This is a genomic window from Micrococcus sp. FDAARGOS_333, from assembly GCF_002206575.2.
Classification (GTDB): Bacteria; Actinomycetota; Actinomycetes; order Actinomycetales; family Micrococcaceae; genus Micrococcus; species Micrococcus lylae.
On record NZ_NJFJ02000001.1, the window covers coordinates 2,653,396 to 2,671,546 of the forward strand.

General features: G+C 70.6%; 14 protein-coding genes and 2 riboswitches. Of the genes, 6 read left to right on the forward strand and 8 right to left on the reverse strand.

All coding sequences use genetic code 11. The annotated features are described in order from the left end of the window. Positions 1–37 precede the first annotated feature (37 nt). Both CEQ11_RS13205 and CEQ11_RS11840 read right to left on the reverse strand, forming a co-directional pair. Positions 38–658, reverse strand: a complete 621-nt coding sequence (locus CEQ11_RS13205) for a hypothetical protein (protein ID WP_227718865.1) — start codon at positions 656–658, stop codon at positions 38–40. An 86-nt stretch (positions 659–744) separates the two neighbouring features. Then, a complete protein-coding gene (locus CEQ11_RS11840; protein WP_227718866.1) occupies positions 745–1,299 on the reverse strand; it encodes a hypothetical protein in 555 nt (184 codons plus the stop codon). Positions 1,300–1,572: 273 nt separating this feature from the next. Continuing rightward, a riboswitch (SAM riboswitch) is annotated at positions 1,573–1,693 on the forward strand. 67 nt (positions 1,694–1,760) lie between these two features. Between CEQ11_RS11840 and CEQ11_RS11845 the strand changes: the two genes are divergently transcribed. The 4 genes from CEQ11_RS11845 to CEQ11_RS11855 all read left to right on the forward strand — a co-directional run bounded on the left by CEQ11_RS11845 (position 1,761) and on the right by CEQ11_RS11855 (position 4,495). Further along, on the forward strand, positions 1,761–2,303 hold the full coding sequence (locus tag CEQ11_RS11845; protein ID WP_088478722.1) for a flavin reductase family protein: 543 nt from the start codon (positions 1,761–1,763) through the stop codon (positions 2,301–2,303). Between the two features lie 138 nt (positions 2,304–2,441). Then, entirely contained in the window at positions 2,442–2,624 is a 183-nt protein-coding gene (locus tag CEQ11_RS12790; protein WP_127913495.1) for a hypothetical protein, read from the forward strand. Continuing rightward, positions 2,621–2,824 carry a cold-shock protein gene (locus CEQ11_RS11850; RefSeq protein ID WP_067189701.1) on the forward strand — a complete coding sequence of 68 codons (204 nt, stop codon included), beginning with the start codon at positions 2,621–2,623 and terminating at the stop codon, positions 2,822–2,824. Before CEQ11_RS12790 ends, CEQ11_RS11850 begins: the two co-directional genes overlap by 4 nt. Positions 2,825–3,019: 195 nt before the next feature. Then, positions 3,020–4,495 (forward strand): hypothetical protein, encoded by a 1,476-nt coding sequence (locus CEQ11_RS11855; protein WP_102957533.1) that lies wholly within the window; start codon positions 3,020–3,022, stop codon positions 4,493–4,495. Between the two features lie 129 nt (positions 4,496–4,624). Here the strand turns inward: CEQ11_RS11855 and CEQ11_RS11860 are convergent, their stop codons facing one another. From CEQ11_RS11860 to CEQ11_RS11870, 3 genes are all read right to left on the reverse strand, one after another. Continuing rightward, positions 4,625–6,664 (reverse strand): FMN-binding glutamate synthase family protein, encoded by a 2,040-nt coding sequence (locus tag CEQ11_RS11860; protein ID WP_088478723.1) that lies wholly within the window; start codon positions 6,662–6,664, stop codon positions 4,625–4,627. A 238-nt stretch (positions 6,665–6,902) separates the two neighbouring features. Next, positions 6,903–7,460, reverse strand: a complete 558-nt coding sequence (locus CEQ11_RS11865; RefSeq protein ID WP_067189694.1) for a thioesterase family protein — start codon at positions 7,458–7,460, stop codon at positions 6,903–6,905. A gap of 217 nt (positions 7,461–7,677) precedes the next feature. Further along, positions 7,678–11,361, reverse strand: coding sequence for a bifunctional proline dehydrogenase/L-glutamate gamma-semialdehyde dehydrogenase (locus CEQ11_RS11870; RefSeq protein WP_088478724.1), 3,684 nt, complete (start codon positions 11,359–11,361; stop codon positions 7,678–7,680). A 601-nt stretch (positions 11,362–11,962) separates the two neighbouring features. On the opposite strand from CEQ11_RS11870, the gene CEQ11_RS11875 reads away from it, so the two are divergent. Further along, positions 11,963–12,904: an endonuclease domain-containing protein gene (locus CEQ11_RS11875; protein ID WP_088478725.1), complete on the forward strand. Its 942-nt coding sequence runs from the start codon at positions 11,963–11,965 to the stop codon at positions 12,902–12,904. A gap of 300 nt (positions 12,905–13,204) precedes the next feature. Here CEQ11_RS11875 and CEQ11_RS11880 read toward each other — a convergent pair whose 3' ends face one another. The 3 genes from CEQ11_RS11880 to CEQ11_RS11890 all read right to left on the reverse strand — a co-directional run bounded on the left by CEQ11_RS11880 (position 13,205) and on the right by CEQ11_RS11890 (position 16,742). Continuing rightward, entirely contained in the window at positions 13,205–13,720 is a 516-nt protein-coding gene (locus tag CEQ11_RS11880; protein WP_227718867.1) for a hypothetical protein, read from the reverse strand. Positions 13,721–13,758: 38 nt separating this feature from the next. After that, the gene (locus tag CEQ11_RS11885) at positions 13,759–15,003 is read right to left on the reverse strand and encodes an MFS transporter (protein ID WP_088478726.1); all 1,245 of its coding nucleotides are present in this window, start codon (positions 15,001–15,003) and stop codon (positions 13,759–13,761) included. A 182-nt stretch (positions 15,004–15,185) separates the two neighbouring features. Further along, positions 15,186–16,742: an AI-2E family transporter gene (locus CEQ11_RS11890; RefSeq protein WP_227718868.1), complete on the reverse strand. Its 1,557-nt coding sequence runs from the start codon at positions 16,740–16,742 to the stop codon at positions 15,186–15,188. Positions 16,743–16,893: 151 nt separating this feature from the next. Next, a riboswitch (TPP riboswitch) is annotated at positions 16,894–17,002 on the forward strand. Positions 17,003–17,073: 71 nt separating this feature from the next. On the opposite strand from CEQ11_RS11890, the gene CEQ11_RS11895 reads away from it, so the two are divergent. After that, positions 17,074–18,141 (forward strand): thiamine ABC transporter substrate binding subunit, encoded by a 1,068-nt coding sequence (locus tag CEQ11_RS11895; protein ID WP_067189688.1) that lies wholly within the window; start codon positions 17,074–17,076, stop codon positions 18,139–18,141. Positions 18,142–18,151 lie beyond the last annotated feature (10 nt).

The window sequence follows — 18,151 nt, forward strand, 5'->3', positions numbered from 1 at the left end:
GATTCACGTCCCGCCGCGCCCCTTCTCCGAGGCTGCGTCATTCGGAGAGTGCAGTCAGGACGACCCGGAACGGGGAATCGTTGTCCACCGTGACCGTGAAGGTCATGGGTCCGGCCTCTGGCACGGGAGCCGTCGCCGCAGACCAGTCACCGCACGCACCCTCCGAGCCGGCCATCCACGTCTTCTCGTCCTCGCCTTCCCGAGAGGTGTGAATATCCGTCTTACCCGTCGCGTCCGAGGGGCAGAGCAGGATGACCCGCAGAACCGCACCCTTCTGTGCATCCACGGTGATCTCCTGCGAACCGGTCCCGACCGCTTCCTCGAGCACAGACTCCGTCGCCGGGTCGAGGTAGCCGGCATCCGGATGCTGGCGTGAGTACTCGACCAACGTCATCCCGTCCTTCTCGAAGAGAGCGGCCGGAAGCGCCTCCTCAGCGTCCGAGCCTGACGAGCCCGCGCCGGAAGCGGCCGTGGACTCCGCAGAAGATGCGGACGCGTGTGCCGGGTCACTCGATGACGCTGCAACACTGGATTCCCCCGAACTGGACGTCTTGTTGTCCGAGGCGGAGGAGCATCCTGTCATGGCTGTACCGAAGAGAATCGCCGCGACGATAACCGAGGCGCAACGAGTAGATCGCAGGAGGGGGAAGGAGGACATGATTGACCTTCTTGTCATGAGTGAACGAAACGGGAGTGCTCTGGCGCCGAACCTTTCGAGTTCGACGCCGGAGCACTTCCCCTGGGTCAGAGACGGTAGTGCTGAAAGTGGAACTGCTGCCATGGAGTGGTGAACGACCCGCTACGCACGGTCACTACCTTGCAGTTCCTGGTCAGCATCTGGCGCTTCCAAGTTCCCTTAGCCCGCTTGGCACCAATCACGAGCTTGCCACCGTTCTTATAGCTAGCCGGCACCTTCCACGCTCCACTGATCGTATTGGTGGAGGAATAGGTGACACCCACTCGGGTGCCTACCTTGGCCGAAACACCCGCGAGGATTGCACGAACATCACCTGACACCTCGCCCGTAATGTCCCCGCTGACGGCAAACGTTCGTCCAGTCGCGATGGAGAGGGTCACGCCGGGCGCCCCAGACACAGAGGAATAAGCCGAATGGGACTTCTTGAAGGTATTCGAGGTCACATTGACAGTCGTCCAACTCTCCTCTGCACAGTCGGCGTTCGGCGAGATGACACCCCCCTCCGGGGATGAGGTCACCGCCCCCGCTCCCGGGGCTGCCGTCAGCGCAGCTGCCACAACGACCCCTGCCGATACCGCCGACAGCTTCTTCTTGATGTCCATCCACATGATCCGACCCCTTTCAGGTGAACCGGCCGTGGGGCCGCGGGTTGCGGTCTCGAGCTCCCCCCTCTCTCGAGTAGCGTCATCCTGACCCAGCCGCCCTAGATGTGTCAAGCATCACATTCTGGCAGTGCTCCGCCGAGACTACGGCGCAGGAAAACCGTCGTTTCGCCGCTGCTCGGCACGGCGACGGCATCGGTGTGACCTCGCGTGTCGTTCACAGGGTCGACACCTTTGACGCCCCGGCGTGCCCGCTCCTACCGTGGAGCCCAGAATCACGAGTTCCCGCCATTCACGGCCCTGGCCGGCGGGACGGCAACCCTCTCAACGCTGCAGTGGGGTGCTCCAGGTGAGGATTCGGCCCTCCGGCACCCCGGTTGGGCAAGTACAGCGTCTCTGCGGACACGTCGGTCCGCCCGCCTGCACCGCAGGGCCGCGTCCGTTCCGAAGGGATCCGACGCATGACCACCACCGCACTGCTCTCCCCCGCCACCGCCGCGCATCCGCGCTGGGACGAGGACATCACACCCCTGAACCTGCGCCGAGGACTCGGCGCGTTCCCCACCGGCGCGGTGGCCGTCACCGGCCGGTCGGGCGGTGTGGACGAGGTGATGGTGTCCTCCTCCTTCGCCGTGGGGATCTCCTGGGAGCCGGCGCTGGTGTCCTTCTCCGTGCAGAAGTCCTCCCGCACGTGGGCCCGTCTGCGAAACGCGGACACCCTCGGCGTCTCCCTGCTCGCCGAGGAGCAGCACCACTTGTGCCGTCAGCTGGCCTCCCGCACCGGAGACCGCCTCGCCGGGCTGGAGCTGCACCGCACCGGCCGGGGCACCCCGTTGCTCGAGGGCTCCTCGCTGTGGTTGGAGACCCGCCTGCACGCCGAGGTGGACGCCGGCGACCACACGGTGTTCCTGCTGGAGGTCCTGGGCTTCGCCGACCACACGGACGTCCACGCCCCGGCAGCCCTGCACCACAACGCCTTCACCGGGTTGCGCCCGCTCGCCTGATCCGCCCGGATCGCCTCCGCCCGCCGGCGGCGGGAGGCACGACGACGGCCGCCCCGCGTCATCCGCCCGTCCCCCTCCCTGCGACAGGGCCGGGAGGACAGCGGCCGGTGTACCGCCGTCGTCGGGAAACGTGAGACGATGGGCAAGAAGCAGTTCTCCCTGTTTACCCGTCTTCTTGCAGTACCCGGGCCTGACGGCCAGGGGGCGTTGGTCTTCGCGGTGCAGTGTCACCGCTTCACCCGTGCCGCGAGCCCGCTGCACGGCACCGACGCCGACAGCCTGCGCACCGCAGGCGGGCACAGCGAAAGGACACCCCCATGACCGTGGGCACCGTCAAGTGGTTCAACACCGAGAAGGGCTTCGGCTTCATCGCTCCGGAGGACGGCTCCGCCGACGTCTTCGTGCACTACTCCGCCATCCAGGCACAGGGCTTCAAGGAGCTCCAGGAGAACGACCGCGTGGAGTTCGAGACCGTCCAGGGCGACAAGGGCCTGCAGGCCGCCAACGTCACCCGCCTCTGAGTCCGTGACACCCCGCCCGGCGGGGCGCTGACCTGGGCATGAGACCACGCCCAGGGCATGGACACAGGAGTGTCACAAGGGCCGGTGAGCCGCTAGAATCGTCTTTGCAGGCGTTCGACATGCGGCCGACCGGCCCTCGTGCATCCAGACCTGACTGCACCCGGCACCGGCCATTAGCCCGGAGGGGACCCACTGATGACCGCACGCAGCACCACCGGCTCCGCACACGCGCGCGCCCTCGGCGTGACCGGCGTGCTGCTCTCTGCCGCCGTGCTCGCCGGCCCGGCCCACGCTGTGGAGACCGCCGAGCCGAGCACCGCGCCGTCGTCGAGTGCGGAGACCACCACCCCGGAGCCGACCGAGGAGCCGACCGAGGAGCCGACCGCTTCCCCCACGGAGGACCCCACCAAGGAGCCGACGCCGTCCGAGGATCCGTCGCAGAGCCCGTCGGGTGACCCGGCCGAGCCCGCTGAGGACCCCACCGAGGATCCGTCGCCGAGCCCGTCCGACGACCCGTCCGAGGAACCCACGCCGTCACAGGAGCCGTATGCCTCGCCGTCGGGCACCCCGACCGAGCCCACTGAGGACCCCACCCCCTCCGAGGACCCGACGCCGTCCGAGGACCCCACCGAAGACCCCTCCCCGTCACGCGAGCCCTCCCCCTCGCCGTCTGACGACCCCACTGAGGACCCCTCCCCCTCCGAGGACCCCTCGCCGAGCCCGTCGGACGACCCCACCGAAGGCCCCTCCCCGTCACGCGAGCCGTCCCCCTCGCCCTCCGACGACCCGACTCCGAGCCCGTCGGACGACCCGACCGAGGACCCCACCCCGTCCGAGGAACCGACGCCGAGCCCGACCGAGGACCCGACGCCCAGCCCGTCCGACGACCCGACCAAGGACCCGACGCCCAGCCCGTCCGACACCCCGAGGTCGCCCAGCCCGTCCGACACCCCGCGGTCGCCGAGTCCGACCCCGCCGCTGTCCACCCCGTGGACCCCGCACGCCTCCTCGGCCCCTGACGGCCCCGGCAGCCCATCCTCGACCGCGCCCGGCACCCGGACGCCGGCCCCGTCCTCCGAGGTGCCCGGTTCTTGGACCCCGTCGCCGTCCGCCGACGGCCAGGACGACTCCTGGACTCCGGCCCCGAGCCCCGGCACGGACGACGCCCCGAGCCCCGAGGCCTCCGGGACCCCCGGAGACGGCGCGATGTCCCCGTCCGGCGAGCCGCTGGACCTGGACTTCTACCCTGCGCCGACCCCCGGTGGGGCCACCGAGGCCCAGGGCGCCGCGTCCCTCGGCTCGAACGACGGTTCCAGCCGCAACAGCACCCTGCGCGACGCCTCGGACAGCGCCCTGTCCGGCCTGCAGAACTCCGGCCGTCTCCTCGAGGACGACGCCCTCGCCGCCCTCGAGCACGCGCAGAAGGAGAAGCTGGTGAAGCCGCAGGCCTCCGGCGACCAGACCGAGGACCTGCGCAGCATCCTCTCCGAGGGCGAGACGGACGATTCCTCCATGGACTGGGCGGAGCGAGGTCCGCTCCTGGCCCGCGTCGGGCAGGCGCCCGGGTGGCTGATCGCCGTGCTGCTCGTCAGCGTCGCCACCCTCGGCGCGCTCGGCTACCGGTCCTTCGCCGCCTTCCAGCGCCGCCGCGAGGAGCGCCAGGGCGGCTGACGGTCCCACCCGCACACGGAAGAGCCGGCCCCGGCAGACCGTCTGGTCTGCCGGGGCCGGCTCGTGTCAGGACCGCGGCGGGTCCGCGGGGTCAGGCGCGGCCCTCGGGGTCACGCGCCGACCTCGGGGTCAGGCGCGGCCCTCGGGGCGGTCGCCGCCCTCCACGGTCTCGGTGGTGCCACGGCTCGTGTCCTCGTCGCCTTCCTCGATGCGGCGGTTGCCGTGATCGTCCTGGGACGGGCCGGCGGCGTACGGCTCCGTGTGCTCGTCGTCGTGCGGATGCTCGGCGGTCTCATCGCGGACGGGGGCCTGCTGTGCAGCAGTGGAGCCCCCGGCAGCCGAGGTGCTGCGGCTGTCCTCCACTGCGCGCTGGCCGGTGACTCCGTTGCCGTAGTAGTCGTACAGCGACTGGCCCTCGGCCAGCTGGGTCACGCGCGGCATCGGGGAGGTCGACGGATGCGCCTCCTCCGCGGCGGCCGACGCGCGGCGCTCGGCCGCATTCGCCTGGGCGCGCTGGGTCGGGGTGACGAGCAGCTCCGAACGCCACTCCGGGTTGTGGTCGTTCAGGTACTGGATCGGGGCATGTTCGCCGAAGTGGTCGGCGTCCGCCTCCTCCCAGTCGAGGTCCCAGCCGCCCGGAGGGGCGTTCAGGAGCTCGTTCTGGCGGATCCAGCGGTAGATGGACGCGTAGGAGCGGGTGCTCAGGTGGTCCACACGGCGGCGCAGCATGCGCGTGTTCAGCTGGGACGGGTCGGTGACGCCCATGGACGCCATGATCTGCACGGCCTCGCGCACGGTGAGGCGGTGGTAGTTGTACACGCGGGCGGACTTGTCCTCCACGTCCAGGGCGCGCATGAGGCGCGGGTCCTGGGTGGCCACGCCCACCGGGCACTCGTTGGTGTGGCACTTCTGGGCCTGGATGCAGCCGGTGGCCATCATCATGGCGCGGGCGGACATGGTGAAGTCCGCGCCCTGGATGAGGCGCTTGACGATGTCCGAGCCGGTGGCGATCTTGCCCGCGGCGCCGATCTTCACCATGTGGCGCAGGCCGGTGCCGACCAGCGCGTTGTGGACGAGCATGAGGCCCTCGGTGAGCGGGGTGCCGATGTGGTCGGAGTACTCGAGCGGGGCGGCGCCGGTGCCGCCCTCCGAGCCGTCCACGATGATGAAGTCCGGAGCGATGCGCTCCTCCCACATGGCCTTGCACATGGCCAGCACGTCCACGCGGGAGCCCACGCAGAACTTGATGCCGATCGGCTTGCCCTCGGAGAGCTCACGGAGCTGCCCGATGAACTGCACCATCTCACGCGGGGTGGAGAACGCCGAGTGCGAGGCCGGGGACAGGCAGTCCTTGTCCTCCGGGATCTCACGGGCCTCGGCGATCTCCGCGGTGATCTTGGAGGCCGGGAGCATGCCGCCCAGGCCGGGCTTGGCGCCCTGGGACATCTTGATGGTGATGCCCTTGACCTCGGGGAGGACGGCCTTCTCGCGGAACTTGTCCGCGTTGAAGGTGCCGTCCTCGTTGCGGCAGCCGAAGTAGCCGGAGCCGATCTCCCAGAACAGGTCGGCGCCGTTGCCGCGGTGGTACTTGGTCAGGCCGCCCTCGCCGGTCTCGTGGACGAAGCCGCCCATGCCGGCGCCCTTGTTCATGGCCAGCACCGCGTTGGCGGAGAGCGAGCCGAAGGACATCGAGGAGATGTTCATCAGGGACATGTCGTACGGCTGGCTGCAGTCCGGCCCGCCGATGCGGACCGTCGGCGGCTCGGCCGGCGGGTTCACCGGGGCGGACGAGTGCAGGAGGAACTCGTAGCCGATCTCACCGGTGTCGCGCTCGGTGCCGAACGCCTTGTGGTTGTCGAGGCCCTTGGAGCGCGCGTAGACCAGCGAACGGGTGTCGCGGTCGAACGGCTTGCCGTCGAAGTTGCGCTCGATGAAGTACTGCTGGATCTCCGGGCGGATGGACTCCAACAGGTACCGGAAGTGGCCGAGGATGGGGTAGTTGCGGAGGATCGCGTGCCGGCGCTGGGTGAAGTCCCAGATGCCCAGGACGGCCAGGGCGACCAGGATGACGGCCAGGAACCACCAGGCTTCGTTGCCCAGCGAGGCCACCAGAACCACGATCAGAGCCCCGAGCGACAGCGCGGCGATGACGAGAAATCTGTTGTTCACCCGAACATCGTGCCGTATCAGGATGTGGAATGACAGTACCGACGGACGTTCCCCTCACATTCCGTCTCCGCCGTGGACACTTCGTCCACGGGACGGGCGCGGAAAGGCCCCGCATAGCCGCATGCGGGGCCTCGCCGGTGGCGTTTCGTTCACGACGACGGCCGCCTCCTGGGCGTGTCGGGCATCACCGTGCCGGCGGGCCGGCCCCGACAGGCGGCGGGGCCGTCGTCGGGAAGGCTCACCAGGTGTGGGGCACGGGGGTGCGGGAGGAGGGCAGGGCGATGTTCCGACGCCATTCGTGGAGCCACTCCGGGATGCCGGGGCCGCCCTCCGGGTCGTGGCCGAGGGAGCGCACGGCGTCCGCGATCTCCTCATTGCTCACCGGGCGGCCGTCCTTGGCGCGCAGGCGGCCGCAGATGTAGCCGCGGACGTAGACCTCCCCGTCCACCACGATCCGCTGTTCGAGCCACATGGAGCGCTCGTCGAACCCGAGGAAACGGGTGTCCACGGAGAACTTCTGGCCGAACTCCACGGAACGGCGGAAGGCGATCTGTTCGGCCTGCACCACCGGCAGCCAGCCGCGCTTGCGGGACTCCTTCCACAGGCCGCAGCGGTCCATGAGGTCGAAGCGGCCGAGGTCGAACAGGCCGAAGTACTGCCCGTTGTTGATGTGCCAGGCGATGTCCACGTCCGTGAGCAGAGCACGCAGCGGGACCGACGTGGGCTCCCACAGGGAGACGCGGCTGCGACGGCGGGACTTCAGCAGGGTGGCGACGGTACGGAAGATCAGGTGCATGGACGCCACCCTACCGGGGAGTAACTCCCGGGTGGAGAGGGTGTCGGCGGCAGTCCCCCGGACGCGGCACGGGTAGCACCACAGGCGCCTCGAGCCGCGCGCTCACCCCGGCCCGCCGCAGGGCGGAGGCAGGCGGCACCGCAGGCGCACCGAGACACGCCGCGGGCCGCCTCCCGGGAGGGAGACGGCCCGCGGCCGGCCGGATCATCCGCGCGGATCAGAGGATCTCGTCCGTGAGGTGGTCCGGGGTGCCGAAGCGGTGGGCGGTGATGGAGATCGCCTGCTCGTGCACGAACGGCAGCAGCTCCACCTCGCCGGCGGAGACCACCGGGCCGGCGTAGACGGCCACGTCCGGGGTGCCGCCGAGCGCGTGCTGGAGGGCACGCTTGGCCGCCAGCGCGCCGGCACGGTCGCCGACCCAGTCCGAGATGAGGCGGATGCGGGCGTCGCCGCCGCCCTCGGCGGTCGGCGGGACCTCCGCGAGCTGCTGTGCCCGGCGGTGGAACTCGCCCGTGGGCTCCACGTGGATGTCCACCGGGGCCCCGAGCTCGGTGCCCTGGAACTCGCGGCGCAGCTGCTCCACCTGGCCGCGGACTCCCTCGGAGGAGATGTTCGAGGCGTCGCCCTCCTCGGTGGACGGGACCGGGTTGATGGAGACGGTCATGGGGGCGCCGGCGCGCAGGCCGGCGGAGACCACGCGCAGCAGGTGCTCGGCGGGGCCGTGCTCCCAGCGCACCAGCACCGGGGTCGGCACGTGGCGCAGCACGTTGCGCTCGGCACGCAGCGCGGAGATGTCCTGGTCCGGGCCGAAGACGGTGGTCCAGGTCTGCTCGTCCAGCTTCTGGGCGGTGTGCAGCCAGGACGGGTCCACGTTCGGCTCGCCGTCGGCGCCGGAGGAGGACTCCGGGTTGGTCAGCCAGGTCGGGGCGTCCTCCCAGTGCACGAGGCCGTGGAGGTAGTGCGGGCCGCCGGCCTTGGTGGTGGCGCCCACCACGGAGCGCTTCCAGCCGCCGAACGGCTGGCGGCGCACGATGGCGCCGGTGATGCCGCGGTTGACGTAGAGGTTGCCGGCGCGGACGTGCCGCAGCCAGTAGTCGATCTCGTCCGGGTCCAGCGAGTGCAGGCCCGAGGTGAGGCCGAAGTCCACGGCGTTGACGATCTCCACGGCCTCCTCCAGGTCCTTGGCCGTCATCACGGACAGGTGCGGGCCGAAGAACTCGGTGAGGTGGGAGTGGCTGCCCGGCTTCACGCCGTAGCGGATGCCCGGGCTCCACAGCCGACCGGACTCGTCCAGCTGCTTCGGCTGCAGGGCCCAGGACTCGCCGGGCTCGAGCTGGGTGAGGCCGCGGCGCAGCTTCTCCCCCGGCTCCTCGATGACCGGGCCCATCTGGGCGCGGGCGTCGTCCGGGTAGGCCACGTGCAGGGAGCGCGCCGCGTCCAGGAGCTGGCGGTGGAAGCGCTCGGAGGTGGCCACCGAGCCGACGAGCACCACCAGGGAGGCGGCGGAGCACTTCTGGCCGGCGTGGCCGAACGCGGAGTTCACCACGTCATCGGTGGCCAGGTCGAGGTCCGCGGACGGGGTGACGATCAGGGCGTTCTTGCCGGAGGTCTCGGCCAGCAGGTCCAGGTCCGGGCGCATGGACTTGAACAGCTGGGCGGTCTCGTAGCCGCCGGTGAGGATGAGGCGCTCCACGGACGGGTGGGTGACCAGCGCGGTGCCGACCTCCTTCTCGTCCTCGTCGGCCATGGTGACCAGGCGGACGAGGTCCTCGGGGTCGATGCCGGCCATGGGGCCGTCGGCCGCGAACGCCTCGGAGGCGCGCAGGCCCTCCATGATGTGCTCCCAGGCCACGGCGCCGGTGCGCTCGGACTGCGGAGCGGGCTTGAAGACCACCGGGGAGCCGGCGCCCAGGGCGGCCATGACGCCGCCGACCGGAATGGCCACCGGGAAGTTCCACGGCGGGATGACGAGCGTGAGCTTCACCGGGATCGCGCGGGCGCCCTCGACCTGGTCCAGGCCACGGGCGAGGCGGGCGTAGTAGTGGGCGAAGTCCACGGCCTCGGAGACCTCGGGGTCGCCCTGGTCCAGGGCCTTGCCGGTCTCGGAGCCGGCGACCTCGAGCAGGCGGGCGCGGGCGGCGTGCAGGGCACGGCCCACGGAGTCGAGGGCCTCGGCGCGCTGTTCGCCGGTCAGCTTCCGCCAGGCGTTGCCCGCCTTCTCCGCGCGGCCGATGGCGTCTTCGGCGCCGGAGGCGGTGGTGACGCGGTGGGCGTCCACGGTCTCGGTGCCGAGGGTGGAGTGCGGGATGGCCTCGAGGATCCGGCGAGCCCAGGCGCGGTTGCCCGGCAGGGACGGGTCCGTGTCCGGGGTGTTGGCGAAGCCGTCCACGGGGGCGGGGGTGTCCCCGTCGACGTGGCGGGAGCGGTCCTGGCCGCGGGAGGGCACCGGGACCTCGGTGTCCATCTGCTCGAGGGAGGCGAGGAAACGGTGCTTCTCCCGCTCGAACAGCTCCGGGTCCGAGTCCAGGTCGAACACGGCGGACATGAAGTTCTCGGAGGAGGCGCCCTCCTCCAGCCGGCGGACCAGGTAGGAGATGGCCACGTCGAACTCGCCGGGCTTCACCACCGGGGTGTAGAGCAGCAGAGAGCCGACGTCCTTCTTGACCGCCTCGGCCTGGCCGGTGGCCATGCCCAGGAGCATCTCGAACTCGACCTCCGGCGGGATGCCGCCGGCCTCCGCCACACCGCTGGGCTGTTCGGTGGACAGGCCGCGGCGCTTGACCAGCTGGTGGGCCAGGGCCACGTCGAAGAGGTTGTGCCCGGCCACACCGATGCGCACGTTCTCCACGTGCTCCTTGGTGAGGGCGTAGTTCAGGACGCGCTTGTAGTTGGTGTCCGCCTCCTGCTTGGAGGGCACCGTGGCGAGAGACCAGCCCATCAGGGACGCCTGCATCTGCTCCATCGGCAGGTTCGCACCCTTGACCACGCGGACCTTGACCGGGGCGCCGCCGTCGGCGACGCGGCGGGCGGACCACTCCTGCAGGCGGATCATCGCGGCGAGGGCGTCCGGCAGGTAGGCCTGCAGCACGATGCCGGCCGGGTAGTCCTTCAGCTCGGGCTGGGAGAGCAGCTCGGTGAAGACGTTCAGCGTGAGGTCGAGGTCGCGGTACTCCTCCATGTCCAGGTTGATGAAGGTCTTCTTCTCCTTCGCCAACAGGTACAGCGGGGTGAGCCGCTCGGTGATCTCCTGCACGGCCTCGTCGAACGCATAGGGGGCGTGCGGGGCGGTGGCGGCGGAGACCTTCACGGACACGTAGTCCACGTCGTCACGGCGGACGAGGTCGGCGATGCCCTCGAGGCGGCGGTCGGCCTCGCCCTTGCCGAGGATGGCCTCGCCGAGCAGGTTGATGTTCAGGTGGGTCTTCTCGTCCCGCAGGGAGGCGATGGCCTTGGTGAGCTGCTTGTCCCGGGCGTCCACGATCAGGTGGGACACCATCTGGCGCAGCACGCGGCGCGCGGTGGGCACCGCGACGTGCGGGACCATCGGGGCCACGCGTCCGCCGACGCCGAACACGGCCTTGAGGGCCGGCGGCAGGAACTGCGGAGACTCCTGGGCGAGCTCACGCAGGGCCCGGGCGGCGATGGCCGGGTCCTCCGGGCGGACCACGTGGTCCACGAAGCGCACGATGAAGTCCAGGCCGCCCGGCTCCTTGAGCGCGCCGGCGAGCTGGGTGGCCGCGAAGTCGGCCTTGTGGCCGCGGGCCTCGGTCAGCCAGGTGCGGACCTGCTCGATGGCGGCGTCCGCGGCGTCGTGCAGGTCGGCGGGGTCCGGGATGCCTCCGGTGGCGTCGAGGAGGCGGTCGAGGTCGTCGTGGTCCTGGGCGGAGAAGGTCTCGGTCATGCTCCCACTGTGTCCGGAACCGGCGGCACGGGGCAATTCGGTGGGCGCCGGGACCCGTGCCGCCGAGCCAGAGACTTCGGCTACTTGCGGGCGGACGGAAGGGGCCATTCCTTCTGGTTCGCCGAGCCAGAGACTTCGGCTACTTCACGGGGCGCTGAAGCGGCCATTCCTTCTGGCTCGCGGAGATAGGGGCGAACCCCGTGCGCCGAACCAGAGACTTCGGCTACTTGCGGGCCAGCTCAAGGGGCCACACTCTCTGGTTCGCCGAGCCAGAGACATTGGCTACTTGCGGGCCGGCTCAAGGGGCCACACTCTCTGGTTCGCCGAGCCAGAGACATTGGTCCAGGGCAATGAGGCACCGTCACAGGGCGCGGGGCCTGCCGTCACAGCGCGGCGAGCCATGCCGTCTCAGCGTTCGCAGCGCGCCACCGGCACACGCAGCACGCGCACGTCACCCTCGCCCTCATCACGGTCCACGACTCGCCCTCATCACGGTCCACGAACCGTTTCCTCTCCTCCACAGCGGACCGACCTACCGGTTCCCTCCACAGAATGTGCCTGCGACGCCCACAGGACAGCGGCCTCGAACCACGCTGGCCACATGCCGATGCTCTCCACCCCGTTGCCTGCCTCGCTGCCGTCCCTGTTCACCGTCGCCGAGGCCACCTCGCTCGACGTCCGCCGCAACCGGCTCCGCGCCGGCGACCTCGTCAGCCCCTACTGGGGTGTTCGCTCCCGCAAGCACTCCCCGCCGAGCTTTGCAGACCAGGTCCGGTTCCTGCAGCGGCTCTCCCCCGGGTCGATCGCCACCCACTGGACAGCGGCCGTCCTCTGGGGCATGTGGCTGCCAGGCACATTGGAGCCGCGCAATGACGACATCCATCTCTCGCGGCACCGCGACGACGGCGGGACCCCGCGCCGCATCGGGGTGAAGGGTCACGAGTTGAAGAGCACTGCCGGCATCACCGAGGTCGACGGCATACGGCTGACTTCGCCGGCGCACACCTGGGTCGACCTGGCAGGACAGACCCGGTTCCTCGACGACCTGGTGGCCTGCGGCGACAGCCTGCGCCAGCGCGCAGACGGCCCCGGCGCCGAGGAGTCCCGCTTCGACTTCCCACTCGCCGAACCCTCCGACGTCCTTCAGGCGATGACCGACCGCCGCGGCCGACGCGGCGTCCGTCTCGCGAGAGAAGCATGGGAGTCGGTGCGCTCCGGCGTCGACTCGATCCCCGAGACCCGCGTGCGTCTCATGACTGTGGACCACGGGTTCCCCGAACCCGCGGTGAACCCGGTGATCCGTCTCGCGGACGGACGCCTGGTGCGTCCTGACCTCGCCTGGGAAAAGCTCAAGATCTGCATCCAGTACGACGGTGACCACCACCGGAGCCAAGAGCAGTTCCGCAAGGACATCGACCGCGACCGCCGGATGCAGGCGGAGGGATGGATCGTCATCCGCGTCGCCGGCTCGGCACTGACCAAGGACGGACGTCTGACGCTCATGGCGGATCTGGCCGCGGCGTTCGCCAGTCGAGGCGCCTGAGCCTCGCCGCCCGGCGCCGTTCGCAGGCCGCTCCGATCATCGCCCCTGAGCGTGCTGGGGATGCCACGACGACCCAGAGAGTCCGGCACGGCGAACCAGAACAAACGGCCGCTTCAGGCCGCCGCCAACCAACCATTTCTTCTGGCTCGGCACACCAAACCTTGTCGTCCGGCACGGCGAACCAGAACAAACGGCCACTTCGACGGCTCGTGAAGTAGCCAGACCTTCTGGTTCGGCGAGTCGGGGTGCGCCGGGTGAGCGTTGACCGGATCAACGTTCACCGGATCGGCGTTCACCGGGTCAGCGTTCGGCCGGCAGCAGGCCCCGGACAGCGGTGACCGTCAAGGCGACCAGCAGAACAATGAGGGCACCGTCCGCTGCGACGTAGAACAGATGTGTCATGGAGCCACCTGCGGACTGACCGGCGAGGACGGCGTCGGTCCGCACGTTGAGGATCGGCCGGATGACGAGCACCTTCACGGCATAGACCGCCAGGATTCCGGCGGTCCACCCCCAGAGCGGGCGGCGCGCCGGGCGCCCTGCGGTCTTCAGCAGGGCCACCACCAGGAGCACGGCGAGCACGAACTCCACGATGTTCATGGCGAGGAACACGCGGCGGCCGATGCCCAGGCCCAGTGGGATGGTGATCCCCGGTGCGGTGAACTTCAGCGGCGCCTCGATCAGAGAGATGCCGGTGAGCAGGCCCAGCCACAGGCCCGGGACCAGCAGCAGAACCGCACGTCCGCCGCGCGGTCCGCCGGCCGTGTCCGCGAACAGGCGGCGGACACCGGACCGGGTGAGGGACTCTGCACTCATGCCCGGAATCCTACGCCTGCCACACAGGCCCCCGGGTCTCAGGCCCGGCCACTCACGCGGGCCCGCAGCACCAGCACCACGAGGATCCCGCACGCGTAGAGCCCGCCCATGACCCACCAGCCGACCGTGAAGTGCCCGGTGGCCCCGAGCACGGCGCCCATGACGATCGGCCCGAGCGAGAACCCGGCGAACATGCCCATGGAGTTCACGCCAGAGGCGGCGCCGATCTGCTCCCGCGGCACGAGGGTCAGCAGGAAGGCGTTGAGCACCACGTTCGTGCCGAGCGCGGAGATGCCGTGCATGGCCGCGGCCGCCCACACGAGGGCCGGCTGGTGCAGCGTGCCGGCCAGCACGAGCAGCACGGTGGAGCCGATCGCCCCGAGCCCGATGATCATCAGCAGCGTGGTCGGCCGGCCCCCGGCGTCCATGCGCCGTCCCCACATCACGCGGGACACCACCCCGACCACGCCCGCCACGGCCACCGCCATGCCTGCGGCGGTCACGCCGAAGCTGACCTCGCGCACCGCGAACAGCGCCAGGTACACGTTGGTGCTCTGCGTGCCGAGGCCGTTCAGGAACGCGATCGCCGCCGTCAGCCACACTTCGGCCGGCAGCCGCTCCGCGGCGCGCGTCGTTCCCCGGCCCGCCGACGACGTCGTCGCCTTCACCGCGTCTGGCGCCCTCGCCTTCTCCGCGGCGTCCGGGCGCCCTTGGCGACGGCGGCCCCTCACCTTCCTCCCGGAGGCCTCGCCTTCCGACGGGGCGGCGCCCGCGGCGCGGCCGAGGACGACCTCGGCGATGACCCACAGCAGCAGCGCCACGCAGGCCGCGCCAAGGGCGGCACCGGTCCAGCCGAAGGCCAGGGCCACGGCCGGGAAGAACAGTCCGGCGAACAGCTGGGAGGCCTGCACGCCGGACTGCTTCACACCGATCCAGCTGGTCTTCCGCCCCGGTGGGGCCTCGGCCAGGATGATGCGGTTGGTGGTCGGGTTGGCGATCGCCTGGGTCGGGCCCACGAGGGCGGCGGCCACGAGGAGCAGGGCGTACTGCTGGGCGAAGGCGGCCACCACGAGGGCCAGGGCGGAGCCGCCGTAGACGATCGCCACCTGGGCGCGGACGGACAGCCGGTCTGCCAGGCGGCCGAGCCAGAGCGAGGTGACGGCGGCCGAGACGAACACGACTGAGACGATGGTGCCGAGCAGGCCGTCGTCGATGCCCAGGCGCTCGAGCACCAGGGCCGAGGAGGCGGAGACGCCGTAGTTGAACAGCGGCCCGGCCGCCATGATGCTGACCAGGACGAACAGCAGTCCCCCACCGCGGCGCCGCCCGGCGGCACCGGCACCGGACTGCCGAGCATCCTCCCGGCCGGCACCCTTCCGCCGGGCGCCCTCCCGACGAGGCTCCGTTCGAGGGACCGCAGGCTTCTGGCTCTCCGCCCGGTTCCGTTCAGCGTGCACGGAGCGGTTCAGCCTTTGCGGGCACCGGGGTCGTCGTCCACGTCCCGGACGACGTGGTCCTCGAGCTCGGTGCCCCGGCGCAGATCGGCGTGGGTGGCGGCGTCGGTCTCGGCGGGAGCCACAGCCTCGGCGACCGGCTGCACGGGGGTGTCGGGCGAGGAGGCCACGGCCTCCTGCTCGGCGGCCATCCAGTCCTTCTGCGCGTCCATGCGGTGCTCCTCCGCCTGCGCGGCCATCCGCTCCTTCTCCGGGTGCGGCGCCTGCCCCTCGGCACCGCCGGTGGCGGCCACGCGCTCCTTCTCCGCGGCCTCCGCCACGGCCTTGTCCTTCGCCTTCTGCTCCTTCTGCCGCCGCTGCAGCAGCTTCGGCAGGTGGAACCGCTCCATGCCCTTCAGGTCCGCGGCGATGAACACGTTGAGCCACCTGGCGTGCGGGTCCGCGTCGATGAGGATCGCCTTGACCAGGAGGGTGGCGGGCAGGGCGAGGATCGCGCCGAGCGGGCCCAGGACCCAGGCCCAGAAGAGCAGGGAGATGAAGGAGACGGTGGGGATGACGCCCACGGCGTCTCCGGCGACCTTCGGCTGGATGATGGACTGCAGCACGAAGTTCAGCACGGAGTAGCTGATGACCACGGCGAAGAAGGCCGGCCAGCCGCCCTCCACCAGGCCGAGCAGGGCCGGCGGGATCAGGCCGATCACGAAGCCGATGTTCGGGATGTAGTTGGTGAGGAAGCTGAACACACCCCACACCAGGGCCAGCGGGACGCCGATGATCACGAGGGCCACCACGTCCAGGATGGCCACGATGAGGCCGAACACGGTGGTCACCAACCAGTAGCGGCGCACGCCCTGAGCGAAGGCGATCAGCGCGTCACCGAGTTCGTCCCGGGCGGTGTTGAGCAGGTGCACGCGGCGCTCGACGCCCATGGAGTCCATGGCCAGGAAGAACATGGACATCACCACGGTCAGCAGCAGGCCGAACACGGCCCACGTGTTCGTGGCGATGGCGGTCAGCGTGGACACCGCGGCGCCGGAGACGTCTTTCCAGTCGATCCCGTTCACCTGCTGCTGGACGGCCTCCGGAGACAGGCCCCACGCGATCAGCTGGTCGCTGACGTCCACGACCAGCGCCTGCACCTCGCCGGTGTACTGCGGCAGGGCGTCCACGAGCTCGAGGATGGACCAGAACAGCAGGCCCACGAACGCGCAGAACACCGCCGCCACCAGCAGCACGGACACGGTGGCCCCGAACACCGGGTGGAGGCCGCGGCGGGTCAGCCACGCCTGCACCGGGTAGACCACCACCACGAAGTTCAGGCCGAGGAAGACCGGGGCGATGATCTGGGACAGGCCCTGCACGAACTCCACCGTGATGACCAGGCCGGCGGCGATGAGCACCAGCACCAGCATCCGCGGCCAGAGCCGGTGGGGGCGGGAGGTGTTCCACTCGGACTCGATGGATCGGATCCTCTGCCGACGCGCACGGTCGCCCGCCGGGTGGGATGCGCCCGGCACGCGGTGGTCGTGCGCCGCGTCGTCGCGCGCGCTGAAAGTGGCCTCGTTCACGTCAGGCAGTGTACGGGGCGAGGCAGACGCGCCAGGCGAGGGAGCCGTCGTCGTGCCTCAGGATGACGGGCGCACCGCGCCCGGTCTCCTTCCCGACGACGGCCCGTGACCGGCATTTCCCGCCGCACCGCCGGTGCCGGTAGGGTGGGGCGCACATCGACAGGGGAGCGCCCGCACGGGGCGCTGAGAGTGCGCCCGATGCGCAGACCCTCGAACCTGCTCCGGCTCGCACCGGCGGAGGAAGTCGAGAACCTCTCAACCCGGATGCTCCGCGCCCCGTCCGGGTGTGGGCGTCCGGGCCCCTCCGCACCACAGGAGGCCGAGACAGACGATGTCCCACACCACTGCCCGTTCCCGCACGGCCGCCTTCGGCCTGTCCGCCCTGGCCGTCCTGGCCCTGTCCGCCTGCTCCGTGGCGGACCAGACCGGCGGGGGATCCTCCGAGGAGCAGGGCTCGGACGCCCCGAAGAAGACGGTCACCATCATGACCCACGACTCCTTCGAGCCCCCGAAGGAGCTGCTGGAGAAGTTCACCGAGGAGACCGGCTACGAGCTGAAGACCACCGCCCCCGGCGACGCCGGCACCGTGGTCAACCAGCTGCTGCTGGCGAAGGACTCCCCCACCGTGGACGGCGTCTACGGCGTGGAGGACCACTCCACCCACACCCTCGTGGACGGCGGCGTCCTGGCGGATGTGACGCCGGAGGGCCTGCCGGAGTCGGCGAAGGACCGCGTGGTGGAGGGCAAGATGATCCCGATCGACCAGGGCCAGGTCTGCGTCAACGTGGACCACGAGTGGTTCGAGGACAAGGGCATGGACGAGCCGCAGGGACTCGACGACCTCACGAAGCCGGAGTACGCCGAGCTGCTCGTGGTCACCGACCCGGTCACCTCCTCCCCCGGCCTGGCCTTCCTGGCCGCCACCGTGGAGGCCGAGGGCGAGGACGGCTGGCAGGACTGGTGGACGAAGGCCCTGGACGGCGGCACCAAGGTGGCCTCCTCCTGGTCCGACGCCTACTACACCGACTTCTCCGGCGGTGACGGCGAGGGCGACTTCCCGCTCGTGCTCTCCTACTCCTCCTCCCCCGCCTACGCGCCGACCACCGGCAACGTGGAGGGCACCTGCACCCCGCAGACCGAGTTCGCCGGTGTGGTCGAGGGCGCGCAGAACCCGGAGGGCGCCCAGGCGTTCATCGAGTTCATGCTGTCCGAGGAGTTCCAGGAGGCGTTCCCGGAGTCCATGTACATGTACCCGATCGACGAGTCCGTCGAGCTGCCCGAGGAGTGGGCGGAGAACGCGCAGATGGCGGAGGACCCCATCACCCCGGACCCGAAGGCCGTGGCCGAGCACCGCGAGCAGTGGCTGAAGGACTTCACCGCCCTGCGCGAGGACCGTTGAGCACGTGAGC